Here is an 18,538-nt window from a genome sequence, read left to right on the forward strand (position 1 = left end):
CTCGACGGTCTGACTCACCGGAGCGTTTTGCGATGAATGCACCCACCCGTATCGACACCACCCGCGTCATCCGCGCGCCGCGCGGCAGCGAACTTTCCTGCAAGAGCTGGCTCAGCGAGGCGCCGTTCCGCATGCTGCAGAACAACCTCGATCCGGAGGTGGCGGAGAACCCGGCCGAGCTGGTGGTGTACGGCGGCATCGGGCGCGCCGCGCGCAACTGGGAGTGCTTCGACGCGATCCTGAAATCGCTGCGCACGCTGGAAGACGACGAGACCCTGCTGGTGCAGTCCGGCAAGCCGGTCGGCGTGTTCCGCACGCATGCCGACGCGCCGCGCGTGCTGATCGCCAACTCCAACCTGGTGCCGCACTGGGCCACCTGGGAGCACTTCAACGAGCTCGATAAGAAAGGCTTGATGATGTACGGCCAGATGACCGCAGGCAGCTGGATCTACATCGGCTCGCAGGGCATCATCCAGGGCACCTACGAAACCTTCGTCGAGATGGGCCGCCAGCATTACGGCGGAGATTTGAAGGGGCGCTGGCTGCTCACCGCCGGCCTCGGCGGCATGGGGGCGGCGCAGCCGCTGGCCGCCTCGCTGGCCGGCATGTGCAGCCTCAACATCGAATGCCAGCAGAGCCGCATCGACTTCCGCCTGAAGACCCGCTACGTCGACGAGCAGGCCACCGACCTCGACGACGCGCTGGCGCGCATCGAGAAGTACACCAAAGCGGGCGAAGCGAAATCCATCGCGCTTCTTGGTAACGCGGCGGACGTGCTGCCGGAACTGGTCAAGCGCGGCGTGCGCCCCGACGCCGTCACCGACCAGACCAGCGCGCACGACCCGGTCAACGGCTACCTGCCGCAGGGCTGGACGGTGGAGCAGTGGTTCGAGCGCCGCAAGAGCGATCCCGAAGGCACCCGCGACGCCGCCAAGCACTCCATGCGCACCCACGTCGAAGCGATGCTTGCGTTCCACGCGCAGGGCATCCCCACCTTCGACTACGGCAACAACATCCGCCAGATGGCGCAGGACGTCGGCTGCGCCAACGCGTTCGCGTTCCCGGGCTTCGTGCCCGCCTATGTGCGGCCGTTGTTCTGCCGCGGCGTCGGGCCGTTCCGCTGGGTCGCGCTGTCGGGTGATCCGGAGGACATCTACAAGACCGATGCCAAGGTCAAGGAGCTGATCCCCGACGACGCGCACCTGCACAACTGGCTGGATATGGCGAAGGAGCGGATCAGCTTCCAGGGTCTGCCGGCGCGGATCTGCTGGGTCGGGCTGGGGTTGCGCGACAAGCTGGGGCTGGCGTTCAACGAGATGGTGCGCAATGGGGAGTTGAAGGCGCCGGTGGTGATTGGGCGCGATCATCTGGATTCGGGGTCGGTGGCTTCACCGAATCGGGAGACAGAGGCGATGAAGGATGGGAGCGATGCGGTGTCGGACTGGCCGTTGCTTAATGCGATGTTGAATGTGGCAGGTGGCGCGACGTGGGTGTCGCTGCATCACGGCGGCGGGGTGGGGATGGGGTATTCGCAGCATTCGGGGGTGGTGATTGTTTGCGACGGTTCCGAAGCGGCGGACAAGAGGATTGCGCGGGTGTTGTGGAACGATCCGGGGACTGGGGTGATGCGGCATGCGGATGCTGGGTATGAGATTGCTGTCGAATGCGCCAAAGAGCAGGGGTTGAAGTTGCCGATGACTTAGATGAAGTGGCTGAGTGCGCGATGCCCCCTTGTGCCGGCCTGCTGAAAAATTAATTAAAGGATCTAGCAATGGATGTAATTTCCATCTCGGCTATGGAAGCGCAAAAGATTTTGAGTCGCGAAGAAAGCCACTTTCTCGATTTCAAGGGGAAGGCGATCCTGCCAAGTCGAATAACGAAGAGTATTTCGGCATTTGCAAATGCTGATGGTGGAGAGTTATTCATTGGTGTTGAGGAAGCCAGCTCTGTTTTTTCTTGGTCTGGATTTGAGCGCCAAGAAGATGCAAATGATCTAGTTCAGGCAATCGACGCGGTGCTGCCTTTGGGGCAAGGATGCCGGATGGAATTCCTCAGATCGGAAGGGTTGCCTGGCCTCGTCCTGCACATTGAGGTACTGAAGAGTCGAGCAATTATTGAGACATCTTCCAGAGAGGTTTATATCCGCCGCTCTGCTTCGAACGTGCCGATTCGGTCTGCGGATGCGTTAGATAGACTTCGAATGGACAAGGGGTTGACGTCTTTCGAGACGATGACCGTTGAGGCTTCTGAAGAAGTAATTACAAACAGTTTGGAGGCAATCGGATTCATGCTCGAAATTGTTCCTCATCAAGAGCCTGAGCTATGGTTGAGGAAGCAGGCACTAATTGTTGGAGAAAAACCAACGGTGGCGGGCGTGGTGCTATTCGCCGATGAGCCACAAGCACTTCTTCCTAAGCGTTGCGGTATTAAAGTTTATCGTTATCGAACCTCCGATGAAGAGGGCGCGCGCGAGTCGCTAGATGGTTTGCCAAAGACGATCGAAGGATCGGCATATCAACAGATATATAGCGCCGTCACCACAACCAAAGCTATTGTGGAGAGCATTCGACGTATGACGCCGGATGGCCTGATTGAAATCGAGTATCCAGAAGAAACTCTTCATGAAATTATTACCAACGCCGTCCTGCATCGCGATTACAGTATTCCTGACGACATTCATATTCGCATTTTCGACAATAGAGTAGAGGTAGAGAGTCCGGGGAGTTTGCCAGGACATATCACGCCTGAGAATATATTGGATGAGAGATTCTCTCGCAACGGAAATATAGTTCGAATAATAAACAAATTTCCCAACCCTCCAAATAAAGATGTTGGTGAGGGGCTCAATACTGCATTTCTTGCAATGAGACGCCTTCACCTTAAAGAACCTATGATCGCCCAGAGAGAGGCGAGTGTGCTGATCACGATTCGGCATGAGCAGCTTGCTTCTCCTGAAGACCGAATCATGCAGTACTTGGAGCAAAGCGAATCAATTAATAATGGTACGGCGAGAGAGATTTGTGTGATCCGAGAAGACTGGAGGGTTCGAAGCATCTTTGGCCGCATGGTCGACGCAAATTTGATTGAAAAAGTTCCCGGGAGCACTACGAGTAACACTGCTTATAGAAAAAAGACGAGCTAAAAACTGCCAAGATCCCGGAACCCAAAACAAAGGGGTCAGAGACATTTTTCATCCTTATGAAATGTCTCTGACCCCTTTTCTCCCTGTTTTTCGGAATCATGGTTCGATCGCTGGCCACAAACTCTCAATAAGCCGTGCGTTCTCATCCAGATCCCGCAACGTAGATTTTCGTGGAGTACGTCCGAGATACAAAGTGTTAGTAAACAGGTCGATGAATTCCACTTGTCGGGGCTTAACTTCAATCCCGTTCTCATGGAGCAGCCAATACGCGAATTCCAGCGTGAGACGAGCCGTTTCCGGATCACACTGTTTTGCGCTGGCATTGAAGTAGATGTATCGGTTCTCGCTGCCTTCTTGCGCAACTAAGTCTGGCGAAAGACGCAGCTCCAATCCGCGCATGTATGCATACAACCTCTGAATCGCAACGGGCTTCAAGCCCCGTTCGGCGTGTTTCGATTGCACAAAACTTTCCAGTACCCGCATGCAATGCATGCGACGTGATCCCACCCTGATACCTTGTAACTGTGCTCGGGCGTCGATCAAACCTGAAGCGCCTCGCTCAAGGAAGTCCTTGATGCCTTTGATAGGAGGCGCGTAATACGGCTGCTTGAAAACTTGCGGCTCTTGCTTCGGAAATTTCTGATCATGAAGTAACCGCATTTGTTCTACGGCTGGCAAGCGAATGAATGTGGCTGCGCCACGTACGGAAAGACGTGGTTTCGTGACGACTGGGGAGTATTTCGGAATAGCGCTCATGATGTGGGGTTCCTGACTGCAAACTGCATCTACGAATGAAGAGGGGCGACCTTGCGGCCGCCCCTCAATTTCTTCATTTCCCGCGCAACTTCGACGGCTTGCGAACGGCGCGTTCGGTAACCGTGGTGGGCTTATGTGCTTTTGCGTAACCCACCGAACGGGGTCAGGTTCACTTATCTAGTCTGTGGAAGTTAACCTGATCCTGTTCTTGGCTTATATCACTGGAAATGATATGAGATATTATTCGTTAATGATCGCTTTTCTTTTGGCTGATATTTTTAACACCGAAGGGGGTCAGGTTCACTTATCCTCCGTTCGGAAGTGAACCTGCCCCCGTTTGCCGACCCCGTTTCCGTTGTAGAAAGGCGATGTGATTCCCTGTTTTTCTCCCCTGTCTTGCGGGTGGCCCCATGAGATCGAGTGCAAAGAAACTGGCGGCGTGGTTCTTCGGATGAACACCGAACGGGATCAGGTTCACTTTTGGAGAGGGTGTAAGTGAACCTCACCCCGTTCTTGGCGACCCCGTTCTTGACCCCGTTCTTGGAACCTGACCCCGTTCTTGGATGAAGCCAACTTGCTGCTGGGCAGCTTGCTGGCCCTGGGCAACGTGGTGACCTGCAGTGATCAGGCCGAGCTATCCGACGTCACGCTGTCGATCATGGGCGACGCCATCGTCCGCGACGCGGAGAAGCTGCGCGACATCATCCGCGACGTGAATGGGCAAGAGCTGGAGCCAGCGCGCGGCACGAAACCCGGTTTACGCGAAGAGCGGGCCGCCTACCTCGCGCTGCCCGCGCGTTCGCCCATGGGCAGCGCGTGCTACCTCGTGCGGCAGCATCCGACCTGTCAGTAGCGGGAGGCGGGGGAAGGGCGCGCTTTCCCGGGGCAGGCGTCATGGAAAGTCGCTCTCTCTCTCCCTTTTTGCTGGCCGGAATATCTCAGTCCGGCGCCTTTACCGGGTTCCTGGTTGGGCGGCGTTCGAGTATGCAACGGAGCAGGAGAATGTTGCCGATGGTTTGACCTTCGCCGGATCGGTACGATGTTCGGACAGCGGCCGATCCGTGGCCGGGAGGTTCGGATGGATATGAGTCATCAGGAAGCACGGTTCTTGAAGATGCTGCCATCGCTGGGCCGCAAGGTGCGTGCCGGCAATCCGTGCGAGGTGCTTGGTCGGGACCGACTGCTATCGGATGTGGCCGCGTGAGCGGCCGCTATACGGCAGGTGCCGAAGGGGAGTGCCAGCCGGGCTCCGATGGACGGGTGCTGCGAGCTTGTGTGGAAACCGCGTGGCATCCTTCGCCGGACTGATCGAAAGGGTCAGCGCGCCAGCTGCAGGCCGCTGAACTTGCCGCCGCGCGCGCGCAGGGCGCGCTCGATCTTGCCAATCGGCTGGCCGGTCTCGACGGCCGTGGAACTGGCCACGGCGCGCACGATGACATCTCGTGTGGGCTTGGCAACCTTCGATTTGGCGGCAGGACGGCTGGTGGTTTTCATGCCTATGAATATACACCTCGACCATCTGAAAACGATGCCAGCGACATGACGCGTGGAGCCGCTTCAGTCTTCAGAAAGATTTTTCAGCAAAAGCAGCGGTCAGAGTGCACTTCTTTGGGCTCGCCGCTTTGTAAAGTCGACTCTGATCCCGGTTTCAATGGAGTTTTCGAAAGATGCGTAGCGAAGCGATGGACGTTAGCCGATACCGGGGCACGAACCGGCGATGCCGGGTGGCGATGGGTGGCGGCCGGCATGTCGCCATGCTCGCCATGCTGGTGGCGGGCGGGCTCGGCCTCGCCGCGCCGGCGCGAGCCGACAACCCCGGCTATGACCGTCCCGGCCTCGGCTTCACGCCCGCCGCGCTGGGCGCCGGCGAGCTGACGGTCGAACAGGGCCTGCCCACCTGGACACGTGACCGACAGGATGGCCAGACCACCTCCCAGTACACCGCTGACAGCCTGCTGCGGCTGGGCCTGGGCGACTCGCTGGAGTTGCAGTTCGGCGGATCGCTGTACAACCGCCTGCGCGAAACCAGGCCCGGCGCCGATCAACGCCAGGAGGGGCGCGGCGACAGCAGCGTGGCGCTGAAACTGGTGCTGCCCTCCGCACGTGCATCCTTCAGCTGGGGGCTGCTGGGCAGCGTGGAATTCACCGATGGCGCACCCGCGTTTCGCAACGCCGCGCGCCAATACCTGCTGGGGCTTGCGCTCAACCAGCAGATCGATCCGGCCAACAGCGCCGGCATGTATCTGGAGGACGCGCGCACCGGCGGTCGCGACGCGTACACCGCTGCGATCAATGACAGCCATGCCTTGACCGGCGCATGGACGGTGTATGCCGAAGCAGCCTGGCAACGGCAGCCCGATCGCGGCGGCGGCCTGCTGGCCGGGGCGGGACTGGCCTGGCAGCCGAGCGCGCGCGTGCAGCTCGACGCGGGTTTTCGACACCGTCTGAGCGGCCAGGTGAGCGACTGGTGGGCAGGCCTGGGGGCGGCCGTGTATTTCGGCCACTGACCGGTCGCGGCGGGAGAGCGTCGCGTAATCAAGCTGCGCGCCTCAGATTTCCGCCTGGTCTACCAAGTGCATGACAAGGTGCTCGTGGTCACCGTGATCGCAGTAGGCAAGCGTGAAAAGGGCTTGATCTACCTTGCGGCGAAGAAGCGGCTCTAGAGCTCGCCCACCACGGTGGCGCCGGAGGCCGTCACCGGGATCAACTCGCTTTCACCCCGGTGCCCCCCATGTCCTTTTCCAGTTCCTTGATGGCGCGACAGCGGCGAGTGCTCGATGTGCAGTCGCTGGGACGTGGTGCAGTCCCGACCGGAGTCGCTGCGCCAGCAGTGGATGAGCTGCTCGCGGGTCACTGATGGCTGCGTTCTTTCAGCGGCAGAAACAACTCGACGATGAGTTCAGGTGTCGACCCATCCGGCATGAGTGAGAGCCGGCGCTGGCAATAGATCGGGAAGTCGCGTGCTTCCTCACCGCTGTCTGAAAGCCAGTCGCGATAGAGGTAAATCGCGGCGGGCTCGAGATTGTGGGTATTGCCGGGATAGCGCAGCACCGCGCAGCGTCCGCCGGGGATCACGCCAGCCTTCATCCCCTCATCATTCGTCTCGATCGGCTGATCGGTCCCGACGCACAGGTCCATGCTGTAGTCGGCCGGATTGGCGGGACACCTCTCGGATCGAAACACCTGCAAGCTAGGTCGGCCTGTTTCGGGCGACAGGCCCCTGGCCTTGCACCAGGTTTTGAACCGCTCGATAGTCGTGCCGAGCGTTGCCCGGTCGCCCCGGTGCTCCAGGACCGCCACCGGCATCGGGGGCACATCGCGGATCGTCACGTCGTCGTGGGTAAAGATAATCTGCATGAGCTTGTTCCTTGCGTTGTCCAGAGGCCCGAAGGCGGCGAACCACGGCGCCCAATCGGGCGACTTCCGGAACGACGATGGCGATTGCCCGAACCGCTGGCGAAAGGCACGGGCGAAGGCATCGGGCGCGTCGTAACCGGCATCCATCGCGATGTCGGTGACGCTCTCGGCGTCGTTCCAGGCCAGCCGACGCGAAGCGCGCTTCATGCGGGCAAGCTGGACATAGCGATGCAGGGACAACCCGAAGGTCGCCGCAAACTGCCGATGGAAATGAAACTTCGAGAAGGCGGCCACCCGGCTTACCGCCTCCAGATCCAAATCATCGTCAAGATGCTGATCGATATAGTCCAGCACGCGCTGCATCCGCGCATGATAGTTTCGAAGCGCCGCCTTCATCGTCCGTTTCTCCGTGGTGAACCATGTTGCCGATCAGAGCCATCATGTGCTCGACCGATCTTGCGGTTTTGGCGCAGAAAAGGTGTCAGGGACCAATGGCACTGACTTAAGCTCGTCATCCCCGCGAAAGCGGGGATCCAGCACCTCTGACAGCCTGAAGTCACCGGATTCCTGCTTTCGCAGGAACGACGAAAATTGGAGCTTTGCGCTTAAGTCAGTGCCAGTCGTGTCAGGGACAATTTTCGGTGGGCGCTGGGCGAGTAAATGGTCCCTGACACCTTATGTTGCACGCACTTTCCTGAAGCGAGTGCGGTAAAAAGTCGACCCTGCTCCCGTTTTGGGAACGGTCTCTGCAGGTATCAGGCGTCCAGCGCGCGCAGCAGAACGGGTAGGGCGCCGCGCGTGATCTGCGATGCGCGTATGTGCGGGTCGGTCCACTGCTGCAACAGCAGGCCGTCGATCATGGCCATGATCGCGGAAGCCAACGTCCGCGCCGGCAGATCGCTGCGGAACTCGCCGTGGTGGGCGCCTTGCTCGATGAGACCTGTAAGCAGGGTGCGGAAAGTGCCGAACAACTCGGCGAAGCGGCTGCCGAAACGTTCGCGGGTTTCTTCCACGCCGCAGGCGGACCAGAACTCCAGGGTCAATGGAATGATCTGTTCGTTGGCGTCGATCATCGCCATCACGTGGTTGAACAGCGCCAGGATCTGCGCCTTCGCCGTGTCGGGCGGCACATCGCCGGAGGCGTCCGGTGCGTGCATCGCGCCCAGGGTCATCTGCTCGAAGACGGCGTAGAACAGATCTTCCTTGCTGGCAAAACTCAGGTAGACCGCGCCCTTGCTGATGCCCGCGGCGTCGGCGATCTGGTCGATGGTGGTCTGGCGGTAGCCATGCTTGGCGAATACGCCCATGGCGGCGGCTAGGATGTCTTCGCGCCGTGCCTGTTTGTCGACTTTTTTTGGGGACATGTGAGGGAATCCTTGAATATGACTGACCAGTCAGTCATAGTTGCGATCATGCCCAGCATAGCTGGCTGTGCTCGGCCTTGGCATCCCCTCCAGCAAGGACACTCCCATGACATCGATCCCTTTGCGCGTCGCCATCAGCGGCGCTGGCGTGGCCGGCCCCGCACTGGCGCACTGGCTCTTGCGTGCAGGCTGCGAGCCGACCCTGATCGAAAATGCGCCGGCGTTCCGGACCGGGGGCTACGTGATCGATTTCTGGGGCGTGGGGTACCGCGTCGCCCAGCGCATGGGCATCGAGCAGGCGGTGCGCGATGCCGGCTACCAGGTGCAGCGTCTGGTAGCGGTCGACGATGACGGCCGGGTGCGCGCGAGCATGCGCACTGACGCCTTCGAGCGCCTCGCCGGTGGACGTTTCACCAGTCTTCCCCGCGGCGACCTCGCCGCAGCGATCTACGCCACGGTGGAGCATCACTGCGAGACGCTCTTTGATGACAGCATCACCGCGATCGACGAGCACGATGGCGCCGTCGGCCTGACCTTGCGCAGCGGCAAGCAGCGCGCATTCGATCTGGTGGTCGGTGCCGACGGTCTGCACTCGAATGTGCGAAGGCAGGCGTTCGGTCCGGACGCGGACTACGAGCACTATCTGGGTTGTCGGGTGGCGGCGTGCGTGGTGGAGGACTACCGGCCGCGCGACGAACGGGTCTACGTGATCCACAGTGCACCCGGCAAGCAGGCCGCGCGTTTCACCCTGCGCGACAACCGCAGCCTGTTCCTGTTTGTGTTCCGCAGTGCGGGGACCGCGGATCCCGGCAGCCTGCAGTCGCGCAAACAGGTGCTGCGCGATGAGTTCCATGATGCCGGTTGGGAATGTCCGCGCATGCTCGATGCCGTGGCTCGCGCCGAGGACCTGTACTTCGACGTGGTCAGCCAGGTGCACATGCCTGCCTGGTCACGCGGACGGGTGGCGCTGATCGGCGATGCGGCTGCGTGCATCTCGCTGCTGGGCGGCGAGGGCACCGGATTGGCGATGACCGAAGCGTACGTCATGGCGGGTGAATTGCTGCGCGCCAACGGCGACTATCGGAGTGCGTTCCCGGCATACGAGGCAAGGTTGCGTCCGCTCATCGCCCGCAAGCAGAAAGCCGCGCTGGGCATGATCAACTTTTTCGCGGCGCGCACCCATGCCGGGATCTGGCTGCGCAACATGGGTATCCGCGCGATGAATCTGCCCTGGCTCACCCACCTGATCGCCGGGCGCAGCGTGCGGGACGGTTTCGAACTGCCTGAGTACGGCCTCGGGTAGCGGGATGCGATTGAAAGAATTAAATGGGGAAGTGGCGATTCAGGTTTCCCAGTCGCCCTTTTTCGCCTGGTTCGATCGAAACGACGGCTCTACTCGGTTATCCGGTTGGGCCGCGACCAGCGCGGCGAACGTGCGCCCACACGGGCGTTTCCTTTCCTTTCTACAGGGGTGTATACCCAAGTAACGCGTTCACACATCGTCCGCCAGGACGCGCCGTTTACGCAGGGAGCGTCATGGATTCCGAAAAGGGGAAGATTGACGGCTCGAACGGCGACGCCCGCCTGCTTCGGCATCGGTTGGCACTGACCCGCCTGGCCCAGTGTCTGTGGCAATCGGGCGACGGGTTGCTGCAGGCGTTTGAAGCCATTGCGGAAGCGGCGGCGCGCGTGCTCGATGTCGACAGCGTTTGCATATGGCAATACCGGCCCGACAGCGGCTTCATCTGTGTGCTCGCGCATGAACGAGCCAGTGATGCTCATGATGGAGGGATTTTCGAAGAAGGCCCCGCGCTGGCCGCGATAGCGGTTCACCATCCCGCGCCATCGTCTTTGCCATCGCCGAAATCGCCCGCCGCCGGACCCGCCACGGAGCACCCGTCAGGAACGTGGACTTATGCAGGCATGGTCGGCGTGCCTCCGCATGCGCTGTCGTTGATGGAGACGCAGATATGCGTGGACGGAGAACTTTATGGTGCGGTGGTCTACGAGGCGACGGACCCGGCGCGCGAGTGGCGGCCTGACGAGATTGCGTTCGCCGATGAGATGCGGGATTTTCTGGCGCGGGCGGTGCAGAACGAGCGGCACAGGCGCGCCGAAGTACGTCTGGACTATCTGCAGCTGCATGATCCACTGACCGGGCTTGCCAACCGTACCCTGATGCTGGGGGCCATCAACGATCTGCTCCGGCGCCAGTGCAAGCGACCGCGCCTGGCCGCCTTGCTGTTCATCAGTCTTGATCGCTTCTACGGTGTCAACGAAATAGCGGGTGAGGCGGGTGGCGACATGATGCTGCACGAGGTGGGTGAGCGCATCAATGCCGTGACGCCTGACGAAGCCATTGTCGCCAGGGTCGAGAGCGATTGCTTCGCCGTGCTGATGCCGTGGCTGGCCCAGGAATGGCAGGCCCACAAGCAGGCCGAGGACATTCTGGCGGAGATCAGCCGACCCTTGAAGCTCGAACAGGTCGAATTCTCGGTCAGCGCCAGCATCGGCATCGCGTTCAACCCGGGCGACATGCATACCACCGCGGATGAGCTTCTGCGGGATGCCGACCTCGCCAGCAAACAGGCCTTGACGAGGGGGCGCAATCGTTGCGAGGTTTTCGATTCAGAGCAACATCGCGGCCTTCTGGATCGGCTGTTGATTGAACAGAATTTGCGCGATGCGCTGCATAACGACACGTTGGAAGTGGTTTATCAGCCCGAGCTGGATCTGGCCACGGGCAAGATCGTCGCGGCCGAAGCCCTGTTGCGCTGGCGTGATGCCGAGGGTGTGTTACGGGCGGCAAGTGATTTCATCGATGTCGCCGAGAGTTCGGGCCTGATCGTGCCGATCGGTCGCTGGGTACTGCATCGTGCCTGCAGCGACGCCAACGAATGGCCGGCGGCACCCGACGGCGAGGTCTGTGCGCTGGCGGTGAATCTGTCCGCACGCCAGTTCGAACAGCCAGGCCTGGTGGAAATGGTCACCGAGGTCCTGCGTGATACGTCGTTCGATCCGCAACGACTGTGTCTGGAGATCACCGAGACCGTGCTGATGAGTCGTGCCGGAAGCGCGCTCCAGACGCTGCAAGCGCTCAAGGCCCTGGGTATCAGCCTGGCGATGGACGATTTCGGCACCGGCTACTCATCGCTGGCTTATCTGAAGCGCTTTCCGGTAGACACGCTGAAGATCGACAAGAGCCTGATCGATGATTTTCCGGGCGACCCGCATGCGTACGCGATCGTCTCGGCGGTGGTGGCGCTGGCGAACGCCCTGGAGCTGGAAGTCGTGGTCGAAGGCGTAGAGCAGCTCACCCAGGAGACCGCCTTGCGCGCGATGGGCTGCCACCGCGTACAGGGATGGCTGTATGCCCGCGGCGATTCCCATGTGGCACTCATTGCGCAACTGCAGCAGCAGGGCTGCGGCCCGGTACCGCTTGCGCCTTGAGAAAAGGTGTCAGGGACAATTTATGGCTGCCGCACCAACCGGGTCAGAGCCACTTACATCCGTTTGATTTCGAAACCGGGACGAAGGATTTCGAAACCAGATGAGGGAACCGGAAAACGGGGGGCTAAGGAAGCTGAATGCGTTGACTCGCTATTTCAGTCGCGTATCGGTCGCCACCCAGTTGATCTCCCAGGTTTTGCCGCCGTCGTCCGAGAAGGCCTGTTCGAAGCGGATCGTGTCGGCGTCGAGTGGCGTGATCACGAAACGGACGAAGATGGCGCGTCCATCGAAATCTTCCTGGTCATGGAACTCGCCGCGGCCGTCGATGAATCGGCCGATGGTCGCCTGTCCCAGCGTTCCGTTGCCACTGCTGGCGAAGTTGAGGCTCCATTGGCGCGACCGCGGATTGTAGAGGCGCAGGTTCAGGCCCTCGAAATGGCCGCCCGGACCGTCTGCCGTCAGCTCGACCAGGTTGGCGCGGCCGTTCCAGACCTTGCGCACGGTCGTCACGCCCTCGTATTCCACCCATTCGTCGGATCCCGACAGCGGATGCACCAGACGCTTCAGGTGCGTGTGCCATGTGCCGATCTCGAAATCGAAATCATGCTGGCCATCGCGCGGTGCTTCCGCTGCAATCTTGGCAGGCTTCGCCGGTCGTGCGCGGGCGGGGGGAGCCGGCAGGTATAGCAGCCCAATGATGGCCATCCATGACAAGAAAGCACGGTAACGGTTCGGCATGGCATGCTCCCGGGTGAGTCGAATGACTGAACGCTAGAGGCAGCCATGTCCAGCAACAAGAAGGCACCATCAGGTGCGTATCTGTTGGCCCCGTCCCATCCGCTGGCGGATTGTCCGCTGCATGCGGCCTTTGTAGCGGTCGGTGGCAAGTGGAAGCTCACGATCCTCTATTGGCTCGCACGCGAGCCCAATCACTTTTCCGGTCTGCTACGCCGCGTCGCGCCGATCTCGCACAAGGTGCTGACCGAGCAATTGCGCGGGCTCGAAGCACACGGTCTGGTCGAACGCGTGGTGGCAGGGCCGGTGCCAGCGCCAGTGCAATACCGCCTGAGCGGTTACGGAGAAGCGGTCTTGCCGCTGGTAGAGGAGGCGCGGGTCTGGGGTCTGGCGCACCTTCAGCGGGTGCGCGGCCCGGCTCCGGCGCCGTCGGCGGCAGCGCTGGGCTGTGGCGATGCGCTGAACCGATACGCCAGGTAGCCGGGTCATCTCAGGGACAATTTGATAGAAGTGCGCAAGAAAGATGGCGCCAGAGACTGTCCTTGGCGGCCAAAGAGACTTCTAATTGTCCTTGACGTCTTTTTTGCCGTCAGTTTCGGCTTTTGGCCCAACGCAACAGGGGAGGAGAAAGATGAAGAAGTGGATTCTGTGGATCGCGCCGTTGGCACTGGCTGCCTGCTCGGCGCAGACGAAGTTCATTCCCAGGGGACAGAATCTCGCGACGACCGCGCACCTGATTGCCGATTCGGACTTGCCCGGGGTGTTCCTGAAGCAGGGTGAGCATTACGTCGTCTTCGAAAGCGTGGATGGAAAGCCAATTCATGGCTATTGGGACCTGCGGGTGTCGTCCAATGAGCTGTATCTGATGCCGGGTTCGCACACGTTCGACGTGAGCTACGTGCATGCGGGTGCCGTTGCGCGTGGGCGATTTGCAATCCAGGCGAAGGCCGGCGAGACCTACCTTGTCCATCATGAAGTGCATGCGTACAGCGTGCGCTTCTGGGTCACCAAAGGCTTGCATGGCACGGAACTGGCAGCCACCCCTTTGCCAACGGGTTGATCGATCTGACCTTTCGCTGGCCGGCTGTGGGCGATCAGGTGTGGCATCGACGTCCGTGACCTCAACGCACCAGTGACGGGCAGATACCCGCCCAGGGTCTTGGAGACACGAGTGTTCGCTGGGCGGTTTCAGCCACTTTTTGTGGCCTCGGGACGATAGGAATTTTCTGATAGGAGGGGAAATGAAAAAGGTCATTACGTTGATCATCGCTTGCGCCACACTTGTTGCCTGTGTGCCCAGCAAACCGTTCGTCATGCCAAACGTGGATCGCCAGACCGGGGTACATGTGGTCAGTGAGTACGCAACGGGTACGGCGGACTCAATGTTTTCGCCGCACATCCTCATCGCCAGCATCGATGGCAAGCCCGTCAAGAGGTCGAGTGCGCTGGCGCGATTGCCCGAGGAAGTCTACGTGACTCCTGGAACCCACACTTTTGACCTTCGCTACGTCATGGGAGGCGGCTGGGGTGAGATAAATCTTGCGCTCGACGCCCAGGCGGGCCACGAGTACATCATCGAGGAGATCGACGGGACTGGCGCGCACTTTCTCCTGCGCTTCCGCGATGGATGGAATGGGCCAGTGGTTGGACGGCTTGCGGATTAGTTGTAGGCGTCTCATTGCGAAACAGAGGTCACCATTTCGCCGCCCGAGAGGGAAAACAAAACCGACAAGGTGTCAGGGACAATTTCGGGGCGGCAGCAGGTGTCGTCAAATTGTCCCTGACACCATTCTCGCGTCCTGACCGTCGCGGCTTCGCTCGTCCGGACGCCTATACTTCGCGCACCTCTCCGCGAACCTCCTCCATGCCACAGCGCATCGCCATCGCACTGGGCACCCTGCTGGCGCTGACGGCGATCCGCGTACACGCCGACGACAACGGCTGGGCCACCACCACGCTCACCTATGACGGCGCTGCCATCGGCAACCTCGATGGCGGCGCGGCGCGCTCGTCCACCTACGTCGGCAACGCGCACCTGCGCAGCCTGCTCGACCTGGACCGCGCGCTCGGCTGGACCGGCACCCACGCCTACGTCGACGCACTGTGGATCCACGGCGGCCAGCCCGATGCCTTCGTCGGCGACGCCATGGGCGTCAACAACCTCAGCGCACCGCCGAACCTTCAACTGGAAGAAGCCTGGATCGAGCACAACCTCGCCCAGGCGAACGTCTCGGTGCTGGCCGGGCTGTATGACGTCAACAGCGAGTTCGACCGCACGCAGTCCGGCGGGCTGTTTCTCAACAGCGCGTTCGGCATCGGCCCGGAGTTCGCGCAGACTGGCGTCGACGGGCCGTCGATCTTTCCGCGCACGGCGCTGGGCGCACGCGTTGCCTTCAAGCCAGCCGAAGGCGTGGTGCTGCGCGCGGCGGTGCTCGACGGCGTGCCGCTGATCCGCGATGGGGACCGACTGCGCGCCTTTCAGTCCCGCGATGGCCGTCTCTACGTGGCCGAGCTGGCCCTGCTCAACCGGGCGGGCGCACGCCCGCCCGGCGATGCGCGCCTGCGCATCGGCCGCAACGCGATGCTGCCGATGTACGCCGGCAAGCTCGCCATCGGCGCGTGGCACTACACCACCACGTTCGACCGGCTCGCGCCCGCCTCCGGCGCAGCGCGCCAGCACGGCGCTACCGGCTATTACGCGGTGGCCGACCGCACTGTGGCGCGCGACGCGCATGACAGCCGCCACAGCCTCTCGCTGTTCGCGCAGTTCGGCGCGGGCGATCCGGCCGTGGCCCGCTTCGGCCGTTACCTCGGCGCTGGTGCCGTGCTGGCCGGCCCGTTCGAACAGCGCCGCCAGGACGAGCTGGGCCTGGCCATCGCGGTGGCGCGCAACGGACGCCCCTACCGACAGCAGGAGGCCCCGCGGCCGACCACCGCCACCGAGCGCTCGATCGAGCTGAGCTACCTGGCCCAGGCGAACGACTGGTTTGCCGTGCAGCCAGACCTGCAATACGTGATCCACCCTGGCACCGACCCCACCGTGCGCAACGCCCTGGTGTTCACCCTGCGCTTCGAACTGTCCACCGACCTTTAAACCGTCCGGTAGGAGCCTGCGCGTGGCGTGCGAACCGCACGGGGGCCAGGTTGAGCTGGCCGCTACTTGACCCGGCGAACCTCCTGCGGCCAGCCGCAGGCTTCGGCCAATTTGCCCGCCCATTGCCTTGCCGCTTGCTCGTCGGCCACGTCGATCACGGCGAATCCGCCCAGGAACTGCGGGTTCCGCACGTACGGCCCCTCGGTGAAGGTCAGCGTGCCGCTGGTGGCATCCGCGCTGAAGGCATTTTCCGGGTCTTCGTCCAGGCCTCCGGCGAACACGTAGACGCCAGCCGCCTTCATGTCGTCCACGACCGCGCGTGCAAGCGGACCGCGCGCGGCGAACCACGTCTCGGTGTGCTCGCCGACCCACGCCTGGTTGAAGTAGATGATGTACTTGCTCATGCCATGCCCCGCGGCCGCGCAGCTCCAGTGGCTGCCATTCTCCTCACGACGAACGGGCGAATCGCGGTTCGACACTGGTGGGCAAAGCCGAACCGTGCCACGGCCCTTTCACCTCGCCGCCTCGTCGCCGAGTCTTTCCGGGTCATGGATGAGACGCAGCAGCCTCAGCCGTGACGCCAACCGCGTGTTGCTTCAGATGAGCCGCGCGCTCGGTCGTCACGGGTCCTGCACGGCCAGGCGCAAATCCCAGATGGCTTTGTTCTGGTCCCAGAAAATCGCATAGCGCTGCTCGTGATGCATCGCGTAGTACACGGGGGTTCGGTCACCCGTCTGCATCCAGAACAGGCAGTCCCCAATCAGGCCGCAGCCGAATTCCCGCGTGTCGCGGGGGTCGAGGTAGTTGTTGGTCCAGTCGCTGTCGGACGTCTTGAGTGCGAAATTGACGCGGGCGACGTCGTCGAAGTTGGAAATGCCGACGCCGCCCATTTTCAGGCTCATGGTTGTCATGGTCGGCGGCGGCGCGACCAGGGTGTCGTAACGCGCGAGCGCCGCGGGATGATGGAAGCGCGTCATGAGCGACGCGAATCTCTGCTGCTTCAGTGCCGTGGCGGATTGCGCGTTGAGTACCGTGGACGCGTGCGTCATCTGCGACGTCGCAAGTGGCGAATGGACCGCCGACGCCTGCGTGACGGCGTGGTTGACCATGGCAGTGTGCGACAACTGCTTCGGTGTGGCGTGGGGGATTGCGAGCGTGGCCATGGCGTGCTGCTTGTCCGAATCCGCCGCCGCGTTTGCCACCGGTTCCAATGCCGGCTCTGCCTGCCGGGCGAGGCTCGCCTGGTCCGGCTGGTTGGCCTGGGCCGCGGGTGGCGCTGCGGATGCCGCAGGCGATGTCGAGGCCGTGCCGGTCGGCGCGGGTTGGGCCGCGGGCATCGCGGCCTGAGGTGCGGGTTCATCGTGCATCTCTGGTGCCGCGCGCTGGCTGGCATCCGGCTCGGAGACGGTGCCAGCCGGCGTTGACGGCGTGCTTGCGGTCTGCGCCGCCATCACGGCGGCGGTGCCCTCGGGTGCTTGCCCGCTCTCCTGGCCAGAGCAGCCTGTCAGCAGGATGGCGAGCAGCAGTGGTCCGTAGACATGGCAGGGCGAGATATTCATGGCGCACCTCGATGGTTGTCGTCTGTGCTGTCGGATTTGGCGGTGTCGCCGGCCCGGCGTCCGAGCACGTAACCGGCGATGGTGCCGAAGAGGCCGAGTCCGGGCGAGATCTGTTGCGCGCTGAACCCGGCGCTGATCAGGAAAAGTGTGCCCGTGACGATCAGGTTGATCGCCAGAAGCTGCAGGATTTCATACGAGTTTCGCTTTGGCGTGCGCAACAGAAGGTATTGCACGAACAGGACGGCGGTGCCGAACAGCAGGATGGCGTATGACAGCAGTTGCTCGCGGTCCGTCAGCATGGAGTGCTGCGCCTGCTGTTCGCTCGACAGCCGTTGGGGTTCGCGTGGCGCATTACTGAACGCGCCGGGATTGGGCGGGGCGGTTGTGGTGGTGGTCGGGGCATTCGCGGGCGCCTGCGCGGGTGGGCCCTGCATGGCTCCGGTGCGTGCCGTAACGGCGAGGCAGGCGAGCAGGATCATGGCGGGAATCGCGAAGCGTCGACGATCGCGGTGGCGGTTTCGAGAAGCGAGAGGTGAGAAGTGCATGTCAATCCTCCGTTCCGTGGCGGTCGAAGGAGAAGGCGCTCCACCGACCAGGGCGAGGCATTGGGATTGCGGCAGCCGACGTCCGGGTTGCGGCATCGGGTGACTGGCTTCGTTTCTTGGACGCGTTGGATGTCTTTGCGCAAAGCGCAAAAAGTGCTTGGAGTCTGCGTGGTGCGCAGCGAGCCGGCAGTTACGGTTCCTGGCTTACCCGCCGAGTCGCGCCATGCAGAACCGGTGGGGATATGAAAGCGGGCGTGGACTGCATTCCCCATTCCCCTTCCGCAAGGACCATGGGCGTCCCGTCGGAATTGGCCGGAGTGTACTCAACGGAATTTGCTGCGAGAAGTGCCGAAAAGTCGGAGTGTGCCTTCTTCAGGCTCGACATCGCCATGGCTGCTGCGCACTGTCCATGGACCACACGCAGCCACCCTTATTGCGGGACGGCCGAAACGGCGTCAGGGACGTAACCAAAACGGGGGCCAGGTTCACTTATCCGCCGTTCGGAAGTGAACCTGACCCCGTTCCCGTCCCCCCAT

General features: G+C 61.9%; 19 protein-coding genes. 11 read left to right on the forward strand and 8 right to left on the reverse strand.

Features of this window, described 5'->3' with window-relative positions:
• Positions 1-32: 32 nt before the first annotated feature.
• Both hutU and ACQGNJ_RS13380 read left to right on the forward strand, forming a co-directional pair.
• Positions 33-1,703, forward strand: a complete 1,671-nt coding sequence (hutU, locus tag ACQGNJ_RS13375; RefSeq protein ID WP_426689745.1) for a urocanate hydratase — start codon at positions 33-35, stop codon at positions 1,701-1,703.
• A gap of 68 nt (positions 1,704-1,771) precedes the next feature.
• Entirely contained in the window at positions 1,772-3,142 is a 1,371-nt protein-coding gene (locus ACQGNJ_RS13380) for an RNA-binding domain-containing protein (protein WP_426689746.1), read from the forward strand.
• Between the two features lie 96 nt (positions 3,143-3,238).
• Here the strand turns inward: ACQGNJ_RS13380 and ACQGNJ_RS13385 are convergent, their stop codons facing one another.
• A complete protein-coding gene (locus ACQGNJ_RS13385) occupies positions 3,239-3,898 on the reverse strand; it encodes a guanine nucleotide-binding protein subunit alpha (protein WP_426689747.1) in 660 nt (219 codons plus the stop codon).
• 559 nt (positions 3,899-4,457) lie between these two features.
• Here ACQGNJ_RS13385 and ACQGNJ_RS13390 point away from each other — a divergent pair.
• Positions 4,458-4,751: a hypothetical protein gene (locus ACQGNJ_RS13390; RefSeq protein WP_426689748.1), complete on the forward strand. Its 294-nt coding sequence runs from the start codon at positions 4,458-4,460 to the stop codon at positions 4,749-4,751.
• Between the two features lie 464 nt (positions 4,752-5,215).
• Here the strand turns inward: ACQGNJ_RS13390 and ACQGNJ_RS13395 are convergent, their stop codons facing one another.
• Positions 5,216-5,392, reverse strand: a complete 177-nt coding sequence (locus tag ACQGNJ_RS13395; RefSeq protein WP_377324202.1) for a hypothetical protein — start codon at positions 5,390-5,392, stop codon at positions 5,216-5,218.
• A 260-nt stretch (positions 5,393-5,652) separates the two neighbouring features.
• On the opposite strand from ACQGNJ_RS13395, the gene ACQGNJ_RS13400 reads away from it, so the two are divergent.
• Both ACQGNJ_RS13400 and ACQGNJ_RS13405 read left to right on the forward strand, forming a co-directional pair.
• A complete protein-coding gene (locus ACQGNJ_RS13400) occupies positions 5,653-6,405 on the forward strand; it encodes a transporter (RefSeq protein WP_426689749.1) in 753 nt (250 codons plus the stop codon).
• Between the two features lie 27 nt (positions 6,406-6,432).
• Positions 6,433-6,561 (forward strand): type II toxin-antitoxin system RelE family toxin, encoded by a 129-nt coding sequence (locus ACQGNJ_RS13405; protein ID WP_426690056.1) that lies wholly within the window; start codon positions 6,433-6,435, stop codon positions 6,559-6,561.
• Between the two features lie 187 nt (positions 6,562-6,748).
• Here the strand turns inward: ACQGNJ_RS13405 and ACQGNJ_RS13410 are convergent, their stop codons facing one another.
• Together ACQGNJ_RS13410 and ACQGNJ_RS13415 are read right to left on the reverse strand one after the other, a co-directional pair.
• Positions 6,749-7,651, reverse strand: coding sequence for an AraC family transcriptional regulator (locus ACQGNJ_RS13410; RefSeq protein WP_426689750.1), 903 nt, complete (start codon positions 7,649-7,651; stop codon positions 6,749-6,751).
• Between the two features lie 359 nt (positions 7,652-8,010).
• The gene (locus ACQGNJ_RS13415; protein WP_426689751.1) at positions 8,011-8,619 is read right to left on the reverse strand and encodes a TetR/AcrR family transcriptional regulator; all 609 of its coding nucleotides are present in this window, start codon (positions 8,617-8,619) and stop codon (positions 8,011-8,013) included.
• A 106-nt stretch (positions 8,620-8,725) separates the two neighbouring features.
• Here ACQGNJ_RS13415 and ACQGNJ_RS13420 point away from each other — a divergent pair, with 106 nt between their 5' ends.
• Together ACQGNJ_RS13420 and ACQGNJ_RS13425 are read left to right on the forward strand one after the other, a co-directional pair.
• A complete protein-coding gene (locus ACQGNJ_RS13420; RefSeq protein ID WP_426689752.1) occupies positions 8,726-9,922 on the forward strand; it encodes an FAD-binding domain in 1,197 nt (398 codons plus the stop codon).
• A 344-nt stretch (positions 9,923-10,266) separates the two neighbouring features.
• Positions 10,267-12,069, forward strand: a complete 1,803-nt coding sequence (locus tag ACQGNJ_RS13425; RefSeq protein WP_426689753.1) for a putative bifunctional diguanylate cyclase/phosphodiesterase — start codon at positions 10,267-10,269, stop codon at positions 12,067-12,069.
• Between the two features lie 150 nt (positions 12,070-12,219).
• Here ACQGNJ_RS13425 and ACQGNJ_RS13430 read toward each other — a convergent pair whose 3' ends face one another.
• On the reverse strand, positions 12,220-12,807 hold the full coding sequence (locus tag ACQGNJ_RS13430; RefSeq protein WP_426689754.1) for a hypothetical protein: 588 nt from the start codon (positions 12,805-12,807) through the stop codon (positions 12,220-12,222).
• A gap of 45 nt (positions 12,808-12,852) precedes the next feature.
• Here ACQGNJ_RS13430 and ACQGNJ_RS13435 point away from each other — a divergent pair, with 45 nt between their 5' ends.
• From ACQGNJ_RS13435 to ACQGNJ_RS13450, 4 genes are all read left to right on the forward strand, one after another.
• Positions 12,853-13,284 (forward strand): winged helix-turn-helix transcriptional regulator, encoded by a 432-nt coding sequence (locus ACQGNJ_RS13435; RefSeq protein WP_426689755.1) that lies wholly within the window; start codon positions 12,853-12,855, stop codon positions 13,282-13,284.
• A 151-nt stretch (positions 13,285-13,435) separates the two neighbouring features.
• Positions 13,436-13,864 carry a hypothetical protein gene (locus ACQGNJ_RS13440; RefSeq protein WP_426689756.1) on the forward strand — a complete coding sequence of 143 codons (429 nt, stop codon included), beginning with the start codon at positions 13,436-13,438 and terminating at the stop codon, positions 13,862-13,864.
• Positions 13,865-14,045: 181 nt separating this feature from the next.
• The gene (locus ACQGNJ_RS13445; protein WP_426689757.1) at positions 14,046-14,468 is read left to right on the forward strand and encodes a hypothetical protein; all 423 of its coding nucleotides are present in this window, start codon (positions 14,046-14,048) and stop codon (positions 14,466-14,468) included.
• A 200-nt stretch (positions 14,469-14,668) separates the two neighbouring features.
• Positions 14,669-15,898 (forward strand): carbohydrate porin, encoded by a 1,230-nt coding sequence (locus tag ACQGNJ_RS13450; protein ID WP_426689758.1) that lies wholly within the window; start codon positions 14,669-14,671, stop codon positions 15,896-15,898.
• A gap of 62 nt (positions 15,899-15,960) precedes the next feature.
• Here the strand turns inward: ACQGNJ_RS13450 and ACQGNJ_RS13455 are convergent, their stop codons facing one another.
• The 3 genes from ACQGNJ_RS13455 to ACQGNJ_RS13465 form a co-directional block, all read right to left on the reverse strand.
• Positions 15,961-16,302, reverse strand: coding sequence for a YciI family protein (locus tag ACQGNJ_RS13455; protein ID WP_426689759.1), 342 nt, complete (start codon positions 16,300-16,302; stop codon positions 15,961-15,963).
• A gap of 216 nt (positions 16,303-16,518) precedes the next feature.
• On the reverse strand, positions 16,519-17,457 hold the full coding sequence (locus ACQGNJ_RS13460) for a hypothetical protein (RefSeq protein WP_426689760.1): 939 nt from the start codon (positions 17,455-17,457) through the stop codon (positions 16,519-16,521).
• Positions 17,454-17,936 (reverse strand): hypothetical protein, encoded by a 483-nt coding sequence (locus ACQGNJ_RS13465; RefSeq protein WP_426689761.1) that lies wholly within the window; start codon positions 17,934-17,936, stop codon positions 17,454-17,456. Before ACQGNJ_RS13465 ends, ACQGNJ_RS13460 begins: the two co-directional genes overlap by 4 nt.
• Between the last annotated feature and the right edge of the window lie 602 nt (positions 17,937-18,538).

The organism is Rhodanobacter ginsengiterrae (assembly GCF_050026815.1).
Taxonomy (GTDB): Bacteria; Pseudomonadota; Gammaproteobacteria; order Xanthomonadales; family Rhodanobacteraceae; genus Rhodanobacter; species Rhodanobacter ginsengiterrae.